This window comes from Agrobacterium genomosp. 2 str. CFBP 5494, assembly GCF_900013495.1.
In the GTDB taxonomy this organism is placed as follows: Bacteria; Pseudomonadota; Alphaproteobacteria; order Rhizobiales; family Rhizobiaceae; genus Agrobacterium; species Agrobacterium pusense.
This window is the reverse complement of the sequence record NZ_LT009719.1, coordinates 2,038,942-2,055,041: the sequence shown is the minus strand read 5'-3', so window position 1 is coordinate 2,055,041 and position 16,100 is coordinate 2,038,942. Positions and strand designations below refer to the sequence as shown.

General features: G+C 58.1%; 12 protein-coding genes and 2 pseudogenes. 4 read left to right on the top strand and 10 right to left on the bottom strand.

The window, feature by feature from the left end; translation table 11 throughout:
* From AGR2A_RS24380 to AGR2A_RS24360, 5 genes are all read right to left on the bottom strand, one after another.
* Window positions 1–303 (bottom strand): HipA N-terminal domain-containing protein (locus AGR2A_RS24380; RefSeq protein WP_139786404.1); only part of this gene is annotated, 303 nt, incomplete at its 3' end.
* Window positions 303–572, bottom strand: coding sequence for a helix-turn-helix domain-containing protein (locus tag AGR2A_RS24375; protein WP_080823401.1), 270 nt, complete (start codon window positions 570–572; stop codon window positions 303–305). The genes AGR2A_RS24375 and AGR2A_RS24380, both read right to left, overlap by 1 nt.
* Window positions 573–1,808: 1,236 nt before the next feature.
* Window positions 1,809–2,744 (bottom strand): nucleotidyltransferase and HEPN domain-containing protein, encoded by a 936-nt coding sequence (locus AGR2A_RS24370; protein ID WP_080823473.1) that lies wholly within the window; start codon window positions 2,742–2,744, stop codon window positions 1,809–1,811.
* A 596-nt stretch (window positions 2,745–3,340) separates the two neighbouring features.
* Window positions 3,341–5,005 carry a type IV secretory system conjugative DNA transfer family protein gene (locus AGR2A_RS24365; RefSeq protein ID WP_080823400.1) on the bottom strand — a complete coding sequence of 555 codons (1,665 nt, stop codon included), beginning with the start codon at window positions 5,003–5,005 and terminating at the stop codon, window positions 3,341–3,343.
* A complete protein-coding gene (locus AGR2A_RS24360; RefSeq protein ID WP_139786403.1) occupies window positions 5,002–5,310 on the bottom strand; it encodes a mobilization protein in 309 nt (102 codons plus the stop codon). Before AGR2A_RS24360 ends, AGR2A_RS24365 begins: the two co-directional genes overlap by 4 nt.
* Before the next feature lie 38 nt (window positions 5,311–5,348).
* On the opposite strand from AGR2A_RS24360, the gene AGR2A_RS29745 reads away from it, so the two are divergent.
* The 4 genes from AGR2A_RS29745 to AGR2A_RS24340 all read left to right on the top strand — a co-directional run bounded on the left by AGR2A_RS29745 (window position 5,349) and on the right by AGR2A_RS24340 (window position 11,397).
* Window positions 5,349–5,696, top strand: a complete 348-nt coding sequence (locus AGR2A_RS29745) for a hypothetical protein (RefSeq protein ID WP_167378244.1) — start codon at window positions 5,349–5,351, stop codon at window positions 5,694–5,696.
* A 276-nt stretch (window positions 5,697–5,972) separates the two neighbouring features.
* A complete protein-coding gene (gene traA, locus AGR2A_RS24355; protein WP_080823398.1) occupies window positions 5,973–9,731 on the top strand; it encodes a Ti-type conjugative transfer relaxase TraA in 3,759 nt (1,252 codons plus the stop codon).
* Between the two features lie 200 nt (window positions 9,732–9,931).
* On the top strand, window positions 9,932–10,483 hold the full coding sequence (locus AGR2A_RS24345) for a hypothetical protein (RefSeq protein WP_234797320.1): 552 nt from the start codon (window positions 9,932–9,934) through the stop codon (window positions 10,481–10,483).
* Window positions 10,480–11,397: an alpha/beta fold hydrolase gene (locus AGR2A_RS24340; RefSeq protein WP_201736458.1), complete on the top strand. Its 918-nt coding sequence runs from the start codon at window positions 10,480–10,482 to the stop codon at window positions 11,395–11,397. Before AGR2A_RS24345 ends, AGR2A_RS24340 begins: the two co-directional genes overlap by 4 nt.
* An 86-nt stretch (window positions 11,398–11,483) precedes the next feature.
* Here the strand turns inward: AGR2A_RS24340 and AGR2A_RS24335 are convergent, their stop codons facing one another.
* From AGR2A_RS24335 to istA, 5 genes and pseudogenes are all read right to left on the bottom strand, one after another.
* Window positions 11,484–12,188: an IS6 family transposase gene (locus AGR2A_RS24335; RefSeq protein ID WP_139786402.1), complete on the bottom strand. Its 705-nt coding sequence runs from the start codon at window positions 12,186–12,188 to the stop codon at window positions 11,484–11,486.
* 23 nt (window positions 12,189–12,211) lie between these two features.
* The gene (gene istB, locus AGR2A_RS24330; RefSeq protein WP_072528513.1) at window positions 12,212–12,955 is read right to left on the bottom strand and encodes an IS21-like element helper ATPase IstB; all 744 of its coding nucleotides are present in this window, start codon (window positions 12,953–12,955) and stop codon (window positions 12,212–12,214) included.
* An 8-nt stretch (window positions 12,956–12,963) separates the two neighbouring features.
* Window positions 12,964–13,371, bottom strand: a pseudogene (locus tag AGR2A_RS24325) (IS21 family transposase); the annotation flags it as partial.
* A 268-nt stretch (window positions 13,372–13,639) separates the two neighbouring features.
* Entirely contained in the window at window positions 13,640–14,533 is an 894-nt protein-coding gene (istB, locus tag AGR2A_RS24320) for an IS21-like element ISRel5 family helper ATPase IstB (protein WP_037095010.1), read from the bottom strand.
* Window positions 14,530–16,037 (bottom strand): annotated as a pseudogene (gene istA, locus AGR2A_RS24315) (IS21 family transposase). Before istA ends, istB (AGR2A_RS24320) begins: the two are co-directional and overlap by 4 nt.
* Window positions 16,038–16,100 lie beyond the last annotated feature (63 nt).

Below are 16,100 nucleotides of genomic sequence, written 5' to 3'. Positions count from 1 at the left end.
CCGCGGTTCGCCGATCGACAGCGCCCCAGCCGTGTCACGTCCGATATGACCAAGCAGACCGACAATGTCCTGCGGAGAAACCTTGAGTCGCTGGCCGATCTCGGCAAGATGTGTTTCCGGAAGTAGATTGGCAAGCCAGGGCAGCAGCTTGGCAGCACCCACGGACCCGGAGCGCAGCGGCATGGTAAGCGACACCGGAAAGGCCGTGCGGCGTGCTTCCCAGCCCGGATCATAGTCCAACCTCCATTCGCCTTCAAAAGTCAGATGGGCGACAGGCAAGGTCTGGTAGTAGATGGTTGTCATCAATCAGCACCAAACATCGGCAAAAAGCCAAGGTCATCGTCCGGCGCGGCCGACACAGTCTGGACCGTCTTGAGATCGCCGATCTCAATGCCGACGGTGCGCGCGACGATCAGGGCTTTTTCGAGCTGGCAACTCGGCTTGCCCGACTCAAGCTCGACGATGAAGCGTTCACCCGTTCCGGAACGGGCAGCAAGCCCGGTTTGCGTCCAGCCAAGAGATTTGCGTTTCTCCCTGATCGCGGCGCCGAAATCGCGTGCGGACCTGAACATCGTCAACCTCCATTTATTGACTTACCGTACAGGAAGTTTTCAAAAGAACCAAGGTATTACTTCCCGATCGGTAAGCCTCTCACTTGATCGCACCAAATCATCCCGATCGGGAATTTGTGTGGGGTCGCACCTATCAAGAGCAAAGGTCTTTACTCGTATAAGGAGACTATTGTTTCATCAACATTGCCAGATAAATTACTACACCGGCACCTACAATAACCTTAATTTACTCTATCAGAACTTTCACATAAATTCATGATATTTATCCATAATATATTACGAAGGTAGCAGCATAATCTTGTTCACCGCGCGTTTCCGCCCTGATGCTCTGGCACCACAGTAAAGCCCCCAAACCGCAGTCCAGAGGCCGCGCTGCAGGACTTCTGTTGACGTCGGTCAGCAGACTCGGCAACCTCATACCACGACCCTGACCAACAGTTTCATTGCCGACCTCATCCGTGATGCCAACCTGCTCGACCACTCGTCCTTTTTAAAAAGGCGGAAGCGAAAAGCCGGGGTCGGCAAGTGCGGGCAACCTGTTCGCCCGCGTATTAGCAGCCAACCACTGAACATGCCGACCAGGACCGGACGCGGACGGACACGTTCCTTCTGCCGCCAGCAAACGCTCAGCCAGTCTCATCCATGATTTCCCCTTTGAGCAAATCCTCAAGCAGTTGACGATCAGCACCACGCGGCGCCATCCGCGGCAGCTAACGCCGCGGCAAGTCCTGCAGCATCCACGCATCCGTCCGCCGGTTTTTGCAGTCGGTTGAGCATCCTTATGCCAAGCTGCATGTTAAGCAGCACCTAAAGTTGCCGTTCCTGCGCGGCCAGTCCAAGCGGCCCAATACGGCTCATGCAGCCTGACCAGACACCTGTTGACAGCCAGCCCGGCAGTCCAGGTATGATGTACGTATCGTATTCATGTCGATCCTTGATATCGAATAAAACATCAGACCCGCAATATTATATATCTAGCGACATCAAAGTGCGGTTACGCCTCCGGAAACGACTGATACCGCCCTCAGCGTCGTCCTCTGGACGTCGGGAGATGCCCTACCATACCAGCCAATGTTAATCGGCGATAAGCAGCAATTATTACGCTGAATCCGCCGTTGAAATCTCTGCGGCCGGCAAGAATGCTCCTGAAAAATCTATTGGGTCGATTAAATGAAAAACCGCCGCAAATGCCCCACTATAAGGAGCAAAATTAGAACCTGCTTCGGCACCTGGCTGTCATTGGCCGCTTTCACCCCCGCCCATTCGAACGTCACGTTCGAGCTTTTCGATATGTTCATCGCAAACGGCCTTTACCAGCTCGAGCAGATGTGCGGTGCGCTCACCGAGCCAGACTAGCGCCTCTTCGCTGATCTCGAAATGTTTCGAATATCGAGCCTTCACGTAGGCTTCATTGATCCTGTTAAACCAGGCTCGTTGACGATGTTGATCCCGTGGAAACGCTTCCGCCAATCGCAGATCCTGTTCCTCGGCAAGAGAGCGTAGGAACTTGATGTTGTGAGAGGCGGGCCCATAATTGGTCAGGGTCAGGATGACACAGGAGTATGCTTGCTCAATGCACTGATGCAATTCGAAAGCGCCAAGCCGAAGATCGTTTTCACTAATACAGAAACGGGCGACTTTCATGAACGAGAGAGCAAGCCCGAGTCTCTCATTATAGTGCTCCCTCGCCACCTCGAGACGCTCTTCAGCTGTCAATAGCTTCGGCTCAGCGAGCGGCTCGTCATCAAGCTCGTAAAGAATGATGCCTTCCTTGCGGATATCCGAGAAGAAATAGTGGCCCTTCTTAAGCTCCGTGTTCACCTCGCGCAGAGAATGCACGATGAACTGCGTCGGTGTTTCGATGAAGCTGTCGCGGATGATCCGGTCGGCCGCCTTGTACCAGAAGGTCGCATGATCCGTCAGCTTGCGATTGTTGACGATCACCAGCAAATCGAAATCCGAACGATAGCCCTTCATCGTATGCGGCTCGTCGACAAAGGTGCCGCGGGCGTAGGAACCGAACAGGACGATTTTGAGAATGCGCCCGCGCTTTTTGAAATCGGCGGTGCCCTCTCCCAGGGCATCCTCGAACTCCTCGTGCAGGATCTCCAGCGCACGGGCAAGCTCTTGTTGCTTTCTCTGCGGGATATGATCAAGGGAGGATTTCATCATGGGAACAGGGTCTGGCTGGCTTCCGATTGTCGCGCCGGTCTGATCGCGCTTGTGGTATTCATGGACCTTATACGCTTCGCCACATTCATCAAATGGCAAAAGTGCCCGTCGATTTTTCGAGGCAGATAAACGGCTGGCAGCCAGAACCATGAATTGCGCTATGGGCCAACAAGGCAAACGTCCCGAAGACGACGTGAAGAGCGCGATCCGGTCTGCCAGCAACAGCCGAAGACGGGCTCGATCGCAAAGGCTGAATGGCCTCTGTTTCAAATACGCGGAAAGCCGTCTGCCGTCCTCCCGGCGACTTTCCTATCGTCGCGGGGTGCAACGCGCCTTCGATCGCATTCAGACCGGTTCCCATTCGCGCCTTCGCAGCAAGACGTACGCCTGTCCTGCCGCTCACTTCGGCGCTATGGGGAGCGCGTTCCCGTCAGGACAGGCTGGACCACCGCGCACCATCCTGCGTCGTCCCGGCAAGCCGTTGAGGACGAGGATTGAATTCTGGGCCTATCCTCCTCCCGTTGCGCCGAGAGAGTCCGAGGCCGCGCATAAAAGGTCCGATGAAAATGCCGAATGCCTTCGTTCTCTACGTCCCGTTAGACCGCGTCGAACATCTCCCTAAACTCCGGATCGCTAAAATAGGTAAGCTTGTCAGCAAAAATTGGCCGCTGCCCGGCCAGGAACAGCAATTGTCCGTGCGCCGGCAGATTGCGCACCTCATCAGGGGTCAGCAGCGGCCGGCCGGTATGCTGTTGGCTGTAGGAGATCCCAGTCTTATCGGAATCGAGCGCTCTCGCCATCGTCTGGAACACCACCGTTTCCTGCCCGAGCAAATCAGAGATGAGGCGGGCGCTGTCACGATCGTTGACGCCGAAGACCTGGAGCACACCCGCGTTTGACAGGAAGGTTCCGGCGCGGTGACCATATGTGGCGCGCAGCTGATGGATGTCCTGCAGGATGGGCCAAAGCTGGACACCATAACCCGCCATCAGACCCATCGCGCGTTCGACTGGGGCCAGATGCCCAAGCGATGCGAACTCATCGAGCAGATAGAGAACCGGTGTCGCGGGCTTGGTTGGATCGCGTGCCATTTCGAGCAGGCTTTGCGAGACAAGCAGGCGCAGCCAGCGTGAATAAGTCGAGAGGCGGTCAGGCGGCAAGACGAGGAACACCGTCATGTTACTGCGCTTGAGATCGGCAAACCGGAAATCCGAGCGACTGAGAACGGCCGTCATGCGCGGTGAATCAAGAAAATGCGTATGGCGTTGGGCGGCCGACAGAACGCCTGCAGCTTCGCGATCGGATTTTCCAAGGTGGCGGTTTGCGGCGCGCGCAACAAGACCGCTTGCCGCATCGCTGTCCTGCATCCGTTTCAGCAGGGCTGCAAACTGTTCCGGAGCAAGGGTAAGATACTCGCGAAGTGTTGCGAGGTGCCGGCGTCGCAAAGGCTCCGCCGAAACGATCTCGAGCAGCAATCCGGCAATCAGCGCTTTTGCCTCCTCATTCCAATGCGCCTCCCCCACCATACCCGGTTCGTCGAATACAAGAGCGTCGGCAAGGGCACTGGCATCGTCCGCAACATCAAGGCTGTCGGAATCGAGGATGGCCAGGGGATTGAAAGCGGCCGAGGGTCTGCCGGTAACCCCAAAAGGATCGAGCACGTGAACCGGTCCGAATTTCTGGCGAGCACGCCCCGTGATCCTTGCATTCTCGCCTTTTGGATCAATGCAGATCACCGAACGCTCGGCCGTCAGCAGGTTTGGAATGATCGTGCCCACACCCTTGCCGGTTCGCGTCGGCGCCATGGTGAGGAGATGGGCCGGGCCGTCATAACGCAGGGGCTTTGCCGTTTTCGTATGACGACCGATCAACAGGCCTGAGCCGGATGAGGTGAGTGCGGCTATCTCCTTGTCTGTCGCAAAGCGGGCGGAACCATGGGTCTCATCGTCACTGTCCCCAAAATGCAAAATCAGTGGAGTGGTGATGAACCAAAAGGTGATAACGGCAAGCGCCAGCAGGGTGAGGACACCTGGGATGATGTAGACAGGCGAGCCGTGATCAAAACCCATTTGCTCAAGGAAATGACCGCCACCCATGCCGATGACAAAGGTGACGTTGAACAGGATGAACATAAATCCAAGAAGCCGTTTCCAGATCCGGAAGGGCATGGCGATCAAAGCCAGAAATGCCCAGAGCGGATCACGCGCGACGGCTCGCATCATGTTCTTGAATGCGTCCCAAGAAAGCCGTAACCGGTTCATGGATACCCTTCCGCGCTTTCGCCACCCTCTCCCTTGTCCGTCAGTCCTTGTCCGATCAGATCGTCAAACAGCGCCTTGTCATTGTCGCGTGTCAGAAAGCCCGGCAGTTCGCGGCGCAACCATTCACCGAGTCGCTTGCTGAACTCCTGATCATTCGAGGAATCCAGGTGATGCAGAACGAGCGAGCCGATCAGGACCTTGCGGCGCATATCGTTGTTGCGCTCGGTTTTCGAGAGACGGGCCTTCAGCGCAGACCGTTGCGCATCCAGTTCAGCCAGGCGCTGTTTTATGGTTTTCCTTGCCACGATTATTCCTTTCGATTGCGGTCGCACCGGAGCTGCCGTTGCACGGCTTTGCTCCTGGAAGGCAGACCAGTTTCTATGAGGAGATCGGCATAGCGATTGTAAGAGGAGGTTGGACCCTATGGTTCATGACGCCGCCGTCACCCGGGCAGATGAGATTTTCGCCCAAGACCGAACAGAATGATTTTGAAAATCTGTCCATCCCTCCTGGCGTCAGACGCCGAGCGCGCCACCAGATCAGCAAATTTTTTCTGAATAATTCCGGCGATGCGGACACGCTCGCGTTGCTTACGGTCCGGCAAAACTCAAATCTGGTCTTCATGTCTGCTCCGCTGATCCACGGTGTCCCGTATGGGCGAAACCAGAGCTCGCTCGAACTCCGGTTTTGATAGCCGCCAGGCAAATGCCTGCCTTCCCCGACTATGCGCCTTCGGTCCTGGCCAGCCATCTCTGATTGATGCCAATGGTATTGGAATACCGGCCGTCCTCAATAGCGAACATTGAAGGGTTCATTATCTCAGGTTGAATTTTGCTGACCACTTTTAGCAGTCGAAATGCCCGTTCGATGTTGCTAGCGTCGCCACCGGTAAACAGACAAGGGCGCACTTACGACTTGCCGCGCATCAGAGCGCTGAATTTCCCCGTTTGCGGATCGGAGATTTCGGTTGGCGATTTATCATCTCAGCACCAAGCCTGTCTCACGCTCATCCGGTCGCAGTGCCGTCGCATCCGCCGCCTATCGTTGTGCGGTCCTTCTTACCAATCACCGCGATGGCCTCGTGCATGATTTTACCCGCAAAGAGGGCGTGGAGCATAAGGAGATTGTGCTGCCGGAGGGTCTTTCTGCCGATTGGGCTTTGGATCGTTCGGCTTTGTGGAACGCTGCCGAGTTTGCAGAAAAGCGAAAAGATGCCCGCGTCGCCCGTGAATTCGAAATCGCGCTTCCGCATGAGCTGTCGCCAGAAGGGCGGCTGAAGGCTGCACGCGCCTTTGCCCAGGATCTTGCAAACCGCTATGGCGCGGCCGTGGATTTTGCCATCCATTCGCCAAGCGAGCATGGTGATATCAGGAACTACCATGCGCATGTGCTGATGACGACGCGACAGGTTGGCAGAACCGGCCTTGGCGAGAAAACGTATCTCGAGCATAAGAACGCACGGCTGCTGGCACATGGTATGGCGACGACCGATATGCAGCTGCGCGATATCCGGCAGGCATGGGAAGGCATTGCCAACCGTCAGCTTCAGCGCGAAGGTCTGGACGTTCGCATCGATCATCGCTCGCACATGGAGCGCGGTCTTGAGTTGTCGCCGACCGAGCACATGGGCGTGCATGCCTCGCAGATGCAGCAGCAAGGCATGGCAGTCGAGCGCGGGAGGCTGGATGACGAGGCGGCACGGCAGAATGCCGAACTGATCCGCCAGAAACCGGAACAGGTTTTGTCGCTGATCAGCCATGAGAAGAGCGTGTTCGACCGGCACGATATCGCCAAAACCCTGCACCGCTACATCAACGATGACGCCCAAACATTCCAGAACGCCTTTGCCGCTGTCATGGCGTCGTCAGCGCTTGTCGAACTTCAGGCTGAGCACATCGATCCTGAGACGGGCGACGTCTCCAATGCGCGCTATTCGACGCGGGACATGATAAATCTGGAACTCGCAATGGCGCGATCGGCGGAGCGGCTGCATCAGGCGCAGTCCCACGGTGTCGATCCGCGCCATGTCGAGCGCGCGATGGAAAGGCAGGATCACGCTCTTCGGACAAGCTCTGGCGGACCGTCGGCTGCGAGCGATCCGTCTGCGGGATTGTCGGCCGAACAGCGTCAGGCGATCGAGCATATTACCGGGCGAGAACGCATTGCGGCCGTGGTCGGGTTTGCAGGTGCGGGAAAGTCCACCATGCTCGCAGCCGCGCGCGAGGCGTGGGAGGCTCAAGGCTATCAGGTCCATGGTGCGGCATTAGCCGGAAAGGCAGCCGAGGGACTTGAGGAAAGTTCCGGCATTCAAAGCCGCACGCTGGCGTCATGGTCATACAGCTGGGACCATGGCCGGGATCAGATCGGCCGACGTGACGTGTTCGTTATCGATGAGGCCGGCATGGTCGGCAGCCGTCAGCTTGCCCGGTTCATCGGCGAGGCCGAAGAGCGTGGCGCAAAGATTGTTCTTGTCGGCGACCATGAGCAACTGCAGGCAATCGGGGCCGGTGCACCCTTCAGGGCGATCGCCGAGCAGATTGGTCACGTCGAGCTTTCCGGCATTCGCCGCCAGCGCCATGATTGGCAGAGGCAAGCATCGGTTGCCTTTGCGACCCACAAGACGACCGAGGGGCTGGCTGCCTATCGGGATCACGGCGACATCCATTTTGCGGAAAGCCGCGACGCGGCGATGGCGCAGATCGTGCGTGATTATGTTGCCGATCATGAGAAGCGTGCCGATGGCACCCGGGTTGCCATGGCGCACCGCCGCGCCGATGTGCGCGCCCTCAATACCGCTATTCGTTCCGAGCTTCAGAACCGACAAAGGCTCGAGCGCGGCCACAGGCAGAATGCCGGTGCGGACCGTGGAGACCGTGGGGATGTTGAGGACCGCGGGAAAAGTGAGGAAGTTGGAGAACTCACCTTCCAGACCAGTACCGGCAAACGCCCCTTCGCCGCCGGCGATCGGATCATCTTCCTCGAAAACAACCGCGACCTCGGCGTCAAAAACGGCATGCTTGGCACCGTCGAGCATGTCGAGCCGAATAAGATCATCGCCCGGCTCGATGGCCGAGGCGGCGACAGTGTCAGCATTGCCACCGACAGCTACCAGGCGATCGACCACGGTTATGCGACGACCATCCATAAAAACCAGGGAGCGACGGTCGATCGCGCCTTTGTGCTGGCGTCCAGCACCATGGACCGGCATCTGGCCTATGTCGCCATGACAAGGCATCGCGACAGCGTGCAGCTCTATGCCGACATCCAGGAGTTCACCAATGCAGGCCGGCTGGTTGATCACGGCGTCGCGCCTTACGAGCATAATCCGCAATCACGCGACAGCTATTTTGTGACGCTGGAGAATGACAAGGGCGATCAGCGCACGGTGTGGGGCGTCGATCTCAAGCGGGCCATGCGAGATGCATCGCCAGAGATCAGAGACAGGATTGGACTGCAGCATGAAGGCGCCACGCCTGTCACGCTTCCGGACGGCACAAAGGCCGAGCGCAATGCATGGCGTGTCGTCAAGGGTGATGAACTGGCCTATCAGAAGCTGACAAGCCGCCTGTCGTGTTCCGGCGTGAAGGAAACGACGCTGGATTACATCAGCGACTTTGCAGAGCGGCGCGGGATCGCAAGCGACCAATGCATCGCAGGCGACCAAGGGATCGCGGAGCAGCTCGGGCTCAAAAGCGAGATCGAACTTGCTTCCGGCCGGGATGAGCGTCAAGAGGTCCTGTCCCGCGCGGCCCAACCGGCTCGGGAGCAGCAGGGCCGGGCATCAGAGCGTCAGCGGGTTTACGAGGAACCTGGCGGCGATCTGGCCGGCCCTGTTCGCCGCGAAGATCAGCACAGAACTGAGGACAATAAAGGATATCGCCGCATCCGCTGGTCCGATCTCATGTCGCGAGACGGGGCCGTCCCTGCCCCCACAGAAGCTGTCGGCCAGCACTCGCCCCTGGAACGCGCTAAGCCAGCGCCGCTTGTTCCAGCCATCACCCGATACCAACGCAGTATCGAAGAGGTGGCGCAGCAAAGGGCGATGTCCGTCATCGATCAGCAATTCGATATGGTGGGCTCTCTCGTGCAGCACGTGTTCCGTGATCCGGCCGAAGTCGCCGCAAGACTGCGCACCGCGATGACCGAGAAGGAAGGCAATGGCAAGATCATGGCAAAGGTCATGGCCGGGCAGCCAGAGCGGTTTGGGGAGCTACGCGGCAAGTCAGGTCTGTTCGGCAACAACAAGGAGCGGAAGGAGGCGCTGCAATATGCCAGGTCTCTCGCTGCCCATATCGGCTATGTCTCAGAGGCATGGGAGCGCAGGCTTGGGGAAGAGCGTCAAAGCGAACAATGGCAGCGTGAACAGCGTGACGTGATCGAGGTGCCCGGTCTCACGACGCTTAGTGCCGAAATCATTGCCCAGGTGGAGAAGATGCCGGTCGAGAGGCGAAGCAAGTTCATCAAAGAGCTGCGATCGTCACCTGAGGGGCAAGCCGCGCTCAATGAAGCAAAGCTGGTGGCCGAAGCGCTCACGCAGCGGTTTGGTAGTTCCGATCCTCGCAGGTTCGGCGAAGAGCTTGAGACACGCCCGGAGCTCGCAAAGCACGCCGAGCAGATCGAGGCGATCGCCCGTATTGTATATCGTACACGCCACGCCGAGCTCAGCCATGACTATGCGCTGAAACAGCAAATGAACCGGTCACAGGGGCTTGGACTGAGTCGGTAGCAAATGATCTAATCTTTTCATCCCTGCAACAATCCTGTAGTTTGGATCGCTTGATGGAAACGTGAGCTCAGGCTCGTGATCGACGCGGCAGTGAGAGTGAAAAGTGCTGTTGTCGCAAGTTCAGAATCCTAATGCCGTCTGCGATAATCGGTGGTGTGCCCGCGCGAACCTTGTAGTTTATTCCGGCTGAGAGGTGCAAAGTGGTATGCGCCGCGCTCGAAATGCGGCATACCTGCAAGGGTATCGTGGGTTCGAATCCCACCCTCTCCGCCAGGTTGTATTTACTCTCCGCCAGTTACCTGCAAGACCTTGGATTCCTCAATCCGCGCGACTCCGAGCTGACCCTGCTGACCGACGTCAACATCCATCGCATCATTCGCAGATCATCGACGTTTGGTCCGGTTTATTCAGAGGATGTCACGCCGCAAGATGACGGCAAGGCTGACCGGGGAATTTTCTTCATCTTCATCAGCGCGCGGGCCTATGACACGATCGAGTTCATGCAGCAGGAATGGATCAACCGGGGTAACTTTGTCGATCTCGGGGAAGAGCGAGATCCGATCGTGGGATTGCACGAAGAAGATGGCCAGTTCACCATTCCGCAGACTCCGGTTCGTAAGCGGGTCGACGGCGTTCAGACCTTCAACGTCATGAAGGGCGGCGAATATCTGTTCATGCCAAGTCTTTCGGCACTCAAGTGGATCGCTGATGCCGGATGGAAAAGGCAGCCGGCAGATGCCTCTGCGCAATGACGGATATCGGCAATCAGGCCGCACCCTGGATGGATATCGAGGAATTCACCCTGGCTGCTCGCGGAATGGTGTTCTCGGGCCTGGCGTGCGGGCCGAAAGAAGGGGAAACTGTCCTTCTCCTTCATGGCTTCCCGCAATTCGCCGACAGCTGGGCGGAAGTGGCAGTGGCGCTGGCAAAAGCCGGCTATCGCGCGATCGCCATCGATCAACGCGGCTATTCGGCAGGTGCGCGGCTCGAAACAGTACGCGATTACGCGGTGGATGACCTTGTCGCCGACGTGCTCGCAATCGCAATCGCTCTTGGTCTGGAGCGGTTTCATCTGGCCGGTCATGACTGGGGCGGTATCGTCGCCTGGAGCCTTGCAGCCAGATATCCGGATCGGCTTCAGTCGCTATCGATCGTTTCGACACCGCATGTCGATGCACTGCTGGAGGCCCGCCGGACCGACAGGGATCAAAAGCGGCGCTCACGCTATATCACTGTTTTTCGGCTTCCCTTCCATGTCGCGGAATGGCTGCTCTTGCGACGTGGCGCCAGCGCGCTGAAGCGAGTATTCAAGGACAAGCTGCCGAAACCGCGTCTCGATGATTACGTATCCCGCTTGTCACAGCCCGGCGTGCTGACGGCTGGACTGAGCTGGTACCGGGCACTCGATCTTCACATCCGCATCGGCAGGATTAACGTGCCCACCGTATTTATCTGGGGAAGCAACGATCAGGCGCTTGGCCGGGCCGCGGCGGAAGCGACAAGCGCGCATGTCAACGCTTCCTATCGCTTCGTCGAACTGCAAGGAGGCTCTCACTGGCTGCTGGAAGAGTCTCCAGAGGTCGTTGCCGAAGCGCTTATCGATCACCTCAAGGTTACTGCGCCCACGGGTGCGCAACAATCACCTCAGATATCAAGCGATATGTGACTTATTCGCCACCAATTGTCACGAACGTTCAGAAAGGCGTTGTCACGTTGTTCGACTGAGGCCGGACGAAGCGCTTTCAGTTAAACTCAGGCAGTTGCGCAGGTCACGGCATTCCAGTGCGCCATGGCGCGGATCTGATGAATGTGGGTGGCAAGGGCTGAGTGTTTTTGATGCGACGGGACGAAATCATTTCTAACCGCTGAAAACACGGGGACAAATTGTTGCAGACTGCCGACGGATCGGAAACCCTGCATCACTCGTTCTCGTTTTCGCAGCGGCAGATGGGAATTTTCCGCACGGTTGCTAAGGCCCTTGTGTGATCTATGTTCAATGGCCGGCATCACATCTCGCTTTGCCGCCCCGTATGAACGCAGTTTATCGGTGACAATCCTCTTTGGCGCGAGGGCTTGCTTCTTCAGCAGCCTGATCAGCAATCGCTTGGCAGCCTTGGTGTCTCGACGGGTCTGCACGATCTCGTCGAGAACATATCCGTCCTGGTCGACGGCTCGCCAAAGCCAATGCTTTCGCCCGCCGATTGTTACGACCACTTCGTCCAGATGCCAGATATCCTCTCGCGACGGCGTCTTTCTGCGCAGTCGCTTTGCGTAGGCCGCACCGAATTTCCGGCCCCAGCGCCGGATCGTTTCGTAGGACACGACGATGCCGCGCTCCAGCAGCATTTCTTCCACCAGCCGCAGGCTTAACGGGAAACGGTAATACAGCCAGACGGCATGGACGATGATATGCGGTGGGAAACGGTGGTTCTTGTAGCTGATGGTCGGCGTGCTCATCACGTCCGGTTATCCGTCAACCGTTAAGCCACGAACAACGTGACAACGCCCTTGAAGCGCCAGGACTCGTTTCCTGTTTCCACGATCTCGCAGTGATGGGTCAGGCGATCGAGGAGTGCTGTCGTCATCTTGGCATCACCAAACACCGACGGCCATTCGCCGAAGGCAAGGTTCGTCGTGACGATGACCGAGGTGCGCTCGTAGAGCCTGCTGATCAGGTGGAAGAGGAGCTGACCTCCGGCCTGCGCGAACGGCAGATAGCCAAGCTCATCAAGGATGATGAAGTCGAGGCGCGTGAGGTAATCTGCTATTCGACCTTGCTTGCCGTTGCGTGTTTCCGTTTCCAGGCGGTTGACCAGATCAACGACATTATAGAATCGCCCACGCGTCCCATAACGGATGAGCGAACGGGCAATCGCGATAGCCAGATGGCTCTTGCCTGTTCCTGTGCCGCCGACGAGAACGACGTTGCGCTGGTCGGCGACGAAGGTGCCGATGGCCAGTTCCCGCACCAGGGATTCATTGACAGCCGTGTCGGCGAAGTCGAAGTCGTCGATGTCTTTTGCCAACGGCAATTTGGCGATGCTGAGCTGGTAGCGGATTGAGCGTGCCTGCTTCTCGGCGATCTCCGACTGCAGGAGGTCGCCGACAATGTGAGGCGGCTCGTGCTGCCGTTTGATACCGTTTCCCATGACCTCGTCGTAGGCGCTGCGCATTCCGTAGAGCTTCAGCGTGCTCATCAGTTCGAGAACCTGTGTGCGTTCCATCAACTTACTCTCCTGAGCCTGTCGTAACGGGCGCAGTCGGCGACCGGCTCATGGGCAAGCCGAAGCGCATCCGGGATTTGCAGGGTTGCAGCGGGAGCTGGATCGCGGCTTCGCGCCAGAATGTTGATGATAACCGAGGCCGAGCAGACGCCGTGATCGAGCGCTTCCTGGCAGGCAGCCTCAACGGCGGCGAGACCATCGGCGGGAACGCATCCGAGTATGGTGACCATCTGCCGATCACCGTCATCGACGCTCTTCAGTCGCTTGCGGACCTTCTCCATTGCGGCTGGCAAAACCCATTCGCGGAAGGGAGCGCCGTTGCGCAAGGCACCGGGTTTGCGAGCAAGGACAGGGACATAGTGCCAGGGATCATAGACGGTATTGCCACGGCCAAAGCTGCGCCGATGTTCAGCGACCGTCGAGAAGGCGGCGGCACCCAGCAGGGCTACCAGCACGATAGTCAGGATCTTGCTGTGGACCACGAGGCCGAAGACGACCAGAACCGTGGCCAGAGCAAGCAATGTGCCGATGACCGTCGCCTGCAGGAAGCGATCTGCAATCTTGCCACCTGCAAGGTTGCCGAGGACGAGGCCACCGCCAAAGACCAGCAGGATCGGAGAGACCGCTGCCTCGCTATAGCGCGGCGATTAGGATGAGACGCGGGCGACAATCTGGATGAGATTCTTAGGTCGCGGTCGGGGTCAGATTATCATGCTGATTGTCGCTGACAAGTTCTTCGTCATTTTCTGATTGCCGCTCCGCGACAGACAGCGTTGAGGTCCTGATTGTCGCAAACGAAGCGGGTCGGCCTCGCTGGCGCTTTTCCTCAAGTGCTGCTCTGCGGCGATAGCTTTCGACATTCATCTCGAAGATCGTGGCATGGTGCACGAGCCGGTCGACTGCGGCGAGTGTCATGGCAGGATCGGGAAAGACCCTGTTCCACTCTCCGAACGGCTGATTGGCGGTGATCAGGATCGACCTGTGCTCGTATCGGGCCGAGATCAGTTCGAAGAGCACACTTGTTTCCGCCTGGTCCTTGGTGACGTAGGCGAGGTCATCGAGGATGAGCAGGTCGTATTTGTTGAGTTTGTCGATGGCTGATTCAAGCTGGAGTTCTCGACGGGCAACCTGAAGCTTCTGCACAAGATCGGTGGTTCGGGTGAACAGGACCCGCCATCCGTTCTCAATCAGCGCGAGACCGATGGCAGCAGCAAGATGGCTCTTTCCTCCGCCGGGCGGACCGAACATGAGGATGTTCGCTCCCTTGGCGAGCCAACTGTCGCCGGCGGTAATTGCCATGACCTGGGCCTTCGAGATCATAGGTACAGCGTCAAAGGCGAAGCTGTCCAAGGTCTTTCCAGGCGGCAGGTGCGCTTCGGCGAGATGCCGTTCAATCCTGCGATTTGCACGTTCTGCCAGCTCGTGCTCGGCAATAGCCGACAGGAATCGAGCTGCTGGCCATCCTTCCCGGTCCGCCTGCTCGGCAAATTGCGGCCAAAGCGTTTTAATTGTCGGCAACCGAAGTTCGTTGAGCATGATACCGAGCCGTGCTTCATCGATGGCGTGTGCGTTCTTCATGCGGCTTCTCCCGTCCCGATCAGGGCCTCATAACCGTTAAGCGATGCGAGTTGCACATGAACGGTCGGCAGCTTGGCCGGGTCCGGACCGAAGAGCGCTCGCATGGCAGCCAGGTTGGGTAACTCACCAGCATCGAGTGTCCTGGCCAATTCTTCGGCAAGTTCGCGTTCGCAGCCGCGGTCATGCGCCAGTGCCAGAAGCTCAACGGTGATCTTGCAAGCCTGCTTATCGGGAAGATGTTCGGTCAGGGCCTCGAAGGCCTTGCGATATTCTTCTCGCGGGAAGAGCTTGTCGCGATAAACGAGGCCACGGAGTGCCATCGGCTTTTTACGCAGGGAATGGATGACGTGGTGGTAGTTGACGACCTGGTCGTGTCGCCCGTCAGCGTGGCCACGTCCCCGGCGCAACGTCATCAGATGCGTGCCGCCAACGAAGACATCCAGCCGATCGTCGAACAGGCGAACTCGTAACCTGTGGCCGATCAGGCGGGACGGCACGGTGTAGAAGACCTTGCGCAGGGTGAAGCCGCCCGTCCGGGACACAGTGACAACAATCTCCTCGAAGTCCGTGGTCCGGCGCTCAGGCAGCGACTGCAGATGGGACCGCTCTGCATCGATACGCCTGCCATGGGCAGCGTTTGCGACGGCTGACGATCTCGTCGACAAAAGCGCGGTAAGAACCGAGATCGTCGAATTCCTTGGTGCCCCGCATCAGCAGGGCATCGTGAACAGCGTTTTTGAGATGACCATGCGAGCTTTCGATCGAGCCGTTCTCATGCGCGACACCTTTGTTGTTGCGCGTCGGGGTCATCCGATAATGGGAGCAAAGCTGATCGTAACGGTGTGTGAGATCGACCCTGGCGTCGGCATCGAGGTTGCGGAATGCCGCCGACAGGCTGTCGCTGCGATGATAAAGCGGCGTACCACCCACGGACCACAGGGCATTTTGAAGTCCTTCGGCCAGCGCGACGAAGCTTTCCCCGCCGAGAATGACATGGGCGTGTTCGAAGCCCGACCAGACGAGCCGAAAGTGATAGAACAGATGATCAAGCGGCTGGCCGGCGATCGTTACACCAAGGCCGCTGGCGTCGGTAAAATCCGAAAGGCCCAGTCGGCCTGGCTCGTGCGTCTGGCGGAAGATGACCTCCTGCGCTTCGCCATTGACAGCACGCCACGACCGGATGCGTCGTTCAAGCGTACGGCGGATACCTTCAGATAGTTCTGGATGTCGGCGCAGCATCTCGTTGTAGACGGCGACGGCACGGATGCCAGGGGCGGCCTTCAGCAGCGGGACGACTTCAGTCTCGAAAATCGGCTCGAGGGGATCAGGGCGGCGACGTCCACGCGGCGCTTTGCTCTGAGATGGTAGGTGTACCTTCTTGTCGAGGCGGTATGCCGTGGCTCGGCTGATCGACGCTTTTTGCCGCGGCGATCTCTACGGAATGCGTTTGTCGGTACTTCATAAAGAGTCTCATCTGATGATCGGTTAAATGGCGACCCGGCACAAACTGGTTCTCCAATCCAGAAAACCGCAAATGTACCGGACCGACCGCGATCTTGAGACGCCG

Coding starts and splice junctions, on each gene's coding strand:
- AGR2A_RS24375 (WP_080823401.1), bottom strand. CDS start 572: ATGTTCAGGTCCGCACGCGATTTCGGCGCCGCGATCAGGGAGAAACGC.
- AGR2A_RS24370 (WP_080823473.1), bottom strand. CDS start 2,744: ATGATGAAATCCTCCCTTGATCATATCCCGCAGAGAAAGCAACAAGAG.
- AGR2A_RS24365 (WP_080823400.1), bottom strand. CDS start 5,005: ATGAACCGGTTACGGCTTTCTTGGGACGCATTCAAGAACATGATGCGA.
- AGR2A_RS24340 (WP_201736458.1), top strand. CDS start 10,480: ATGACGGATATCGGCAATCAGGCCGCACCCTGGATGGATATCGAGGAA.
- AGR2A_RS24335 (WP_139786402.1), bottom strand. CDS start 12,188: ATGAGCACGCCGACCATCAGCTACAAGAACCACCGTTTCCCACCGCAT.
- istB (WP_072528513.1), bottom strand. CDS start 12,955: ATGGAACGCACACAGGTTCTCGAACTGATGAGCACGCTGAAGCTCTAC.
- istB (WP_037095010.1), bottom strand. CDS start 14,533: ATGAAGAACGCACACGCCATCGATGAAGCACGGCTCGGTATCATGCTC.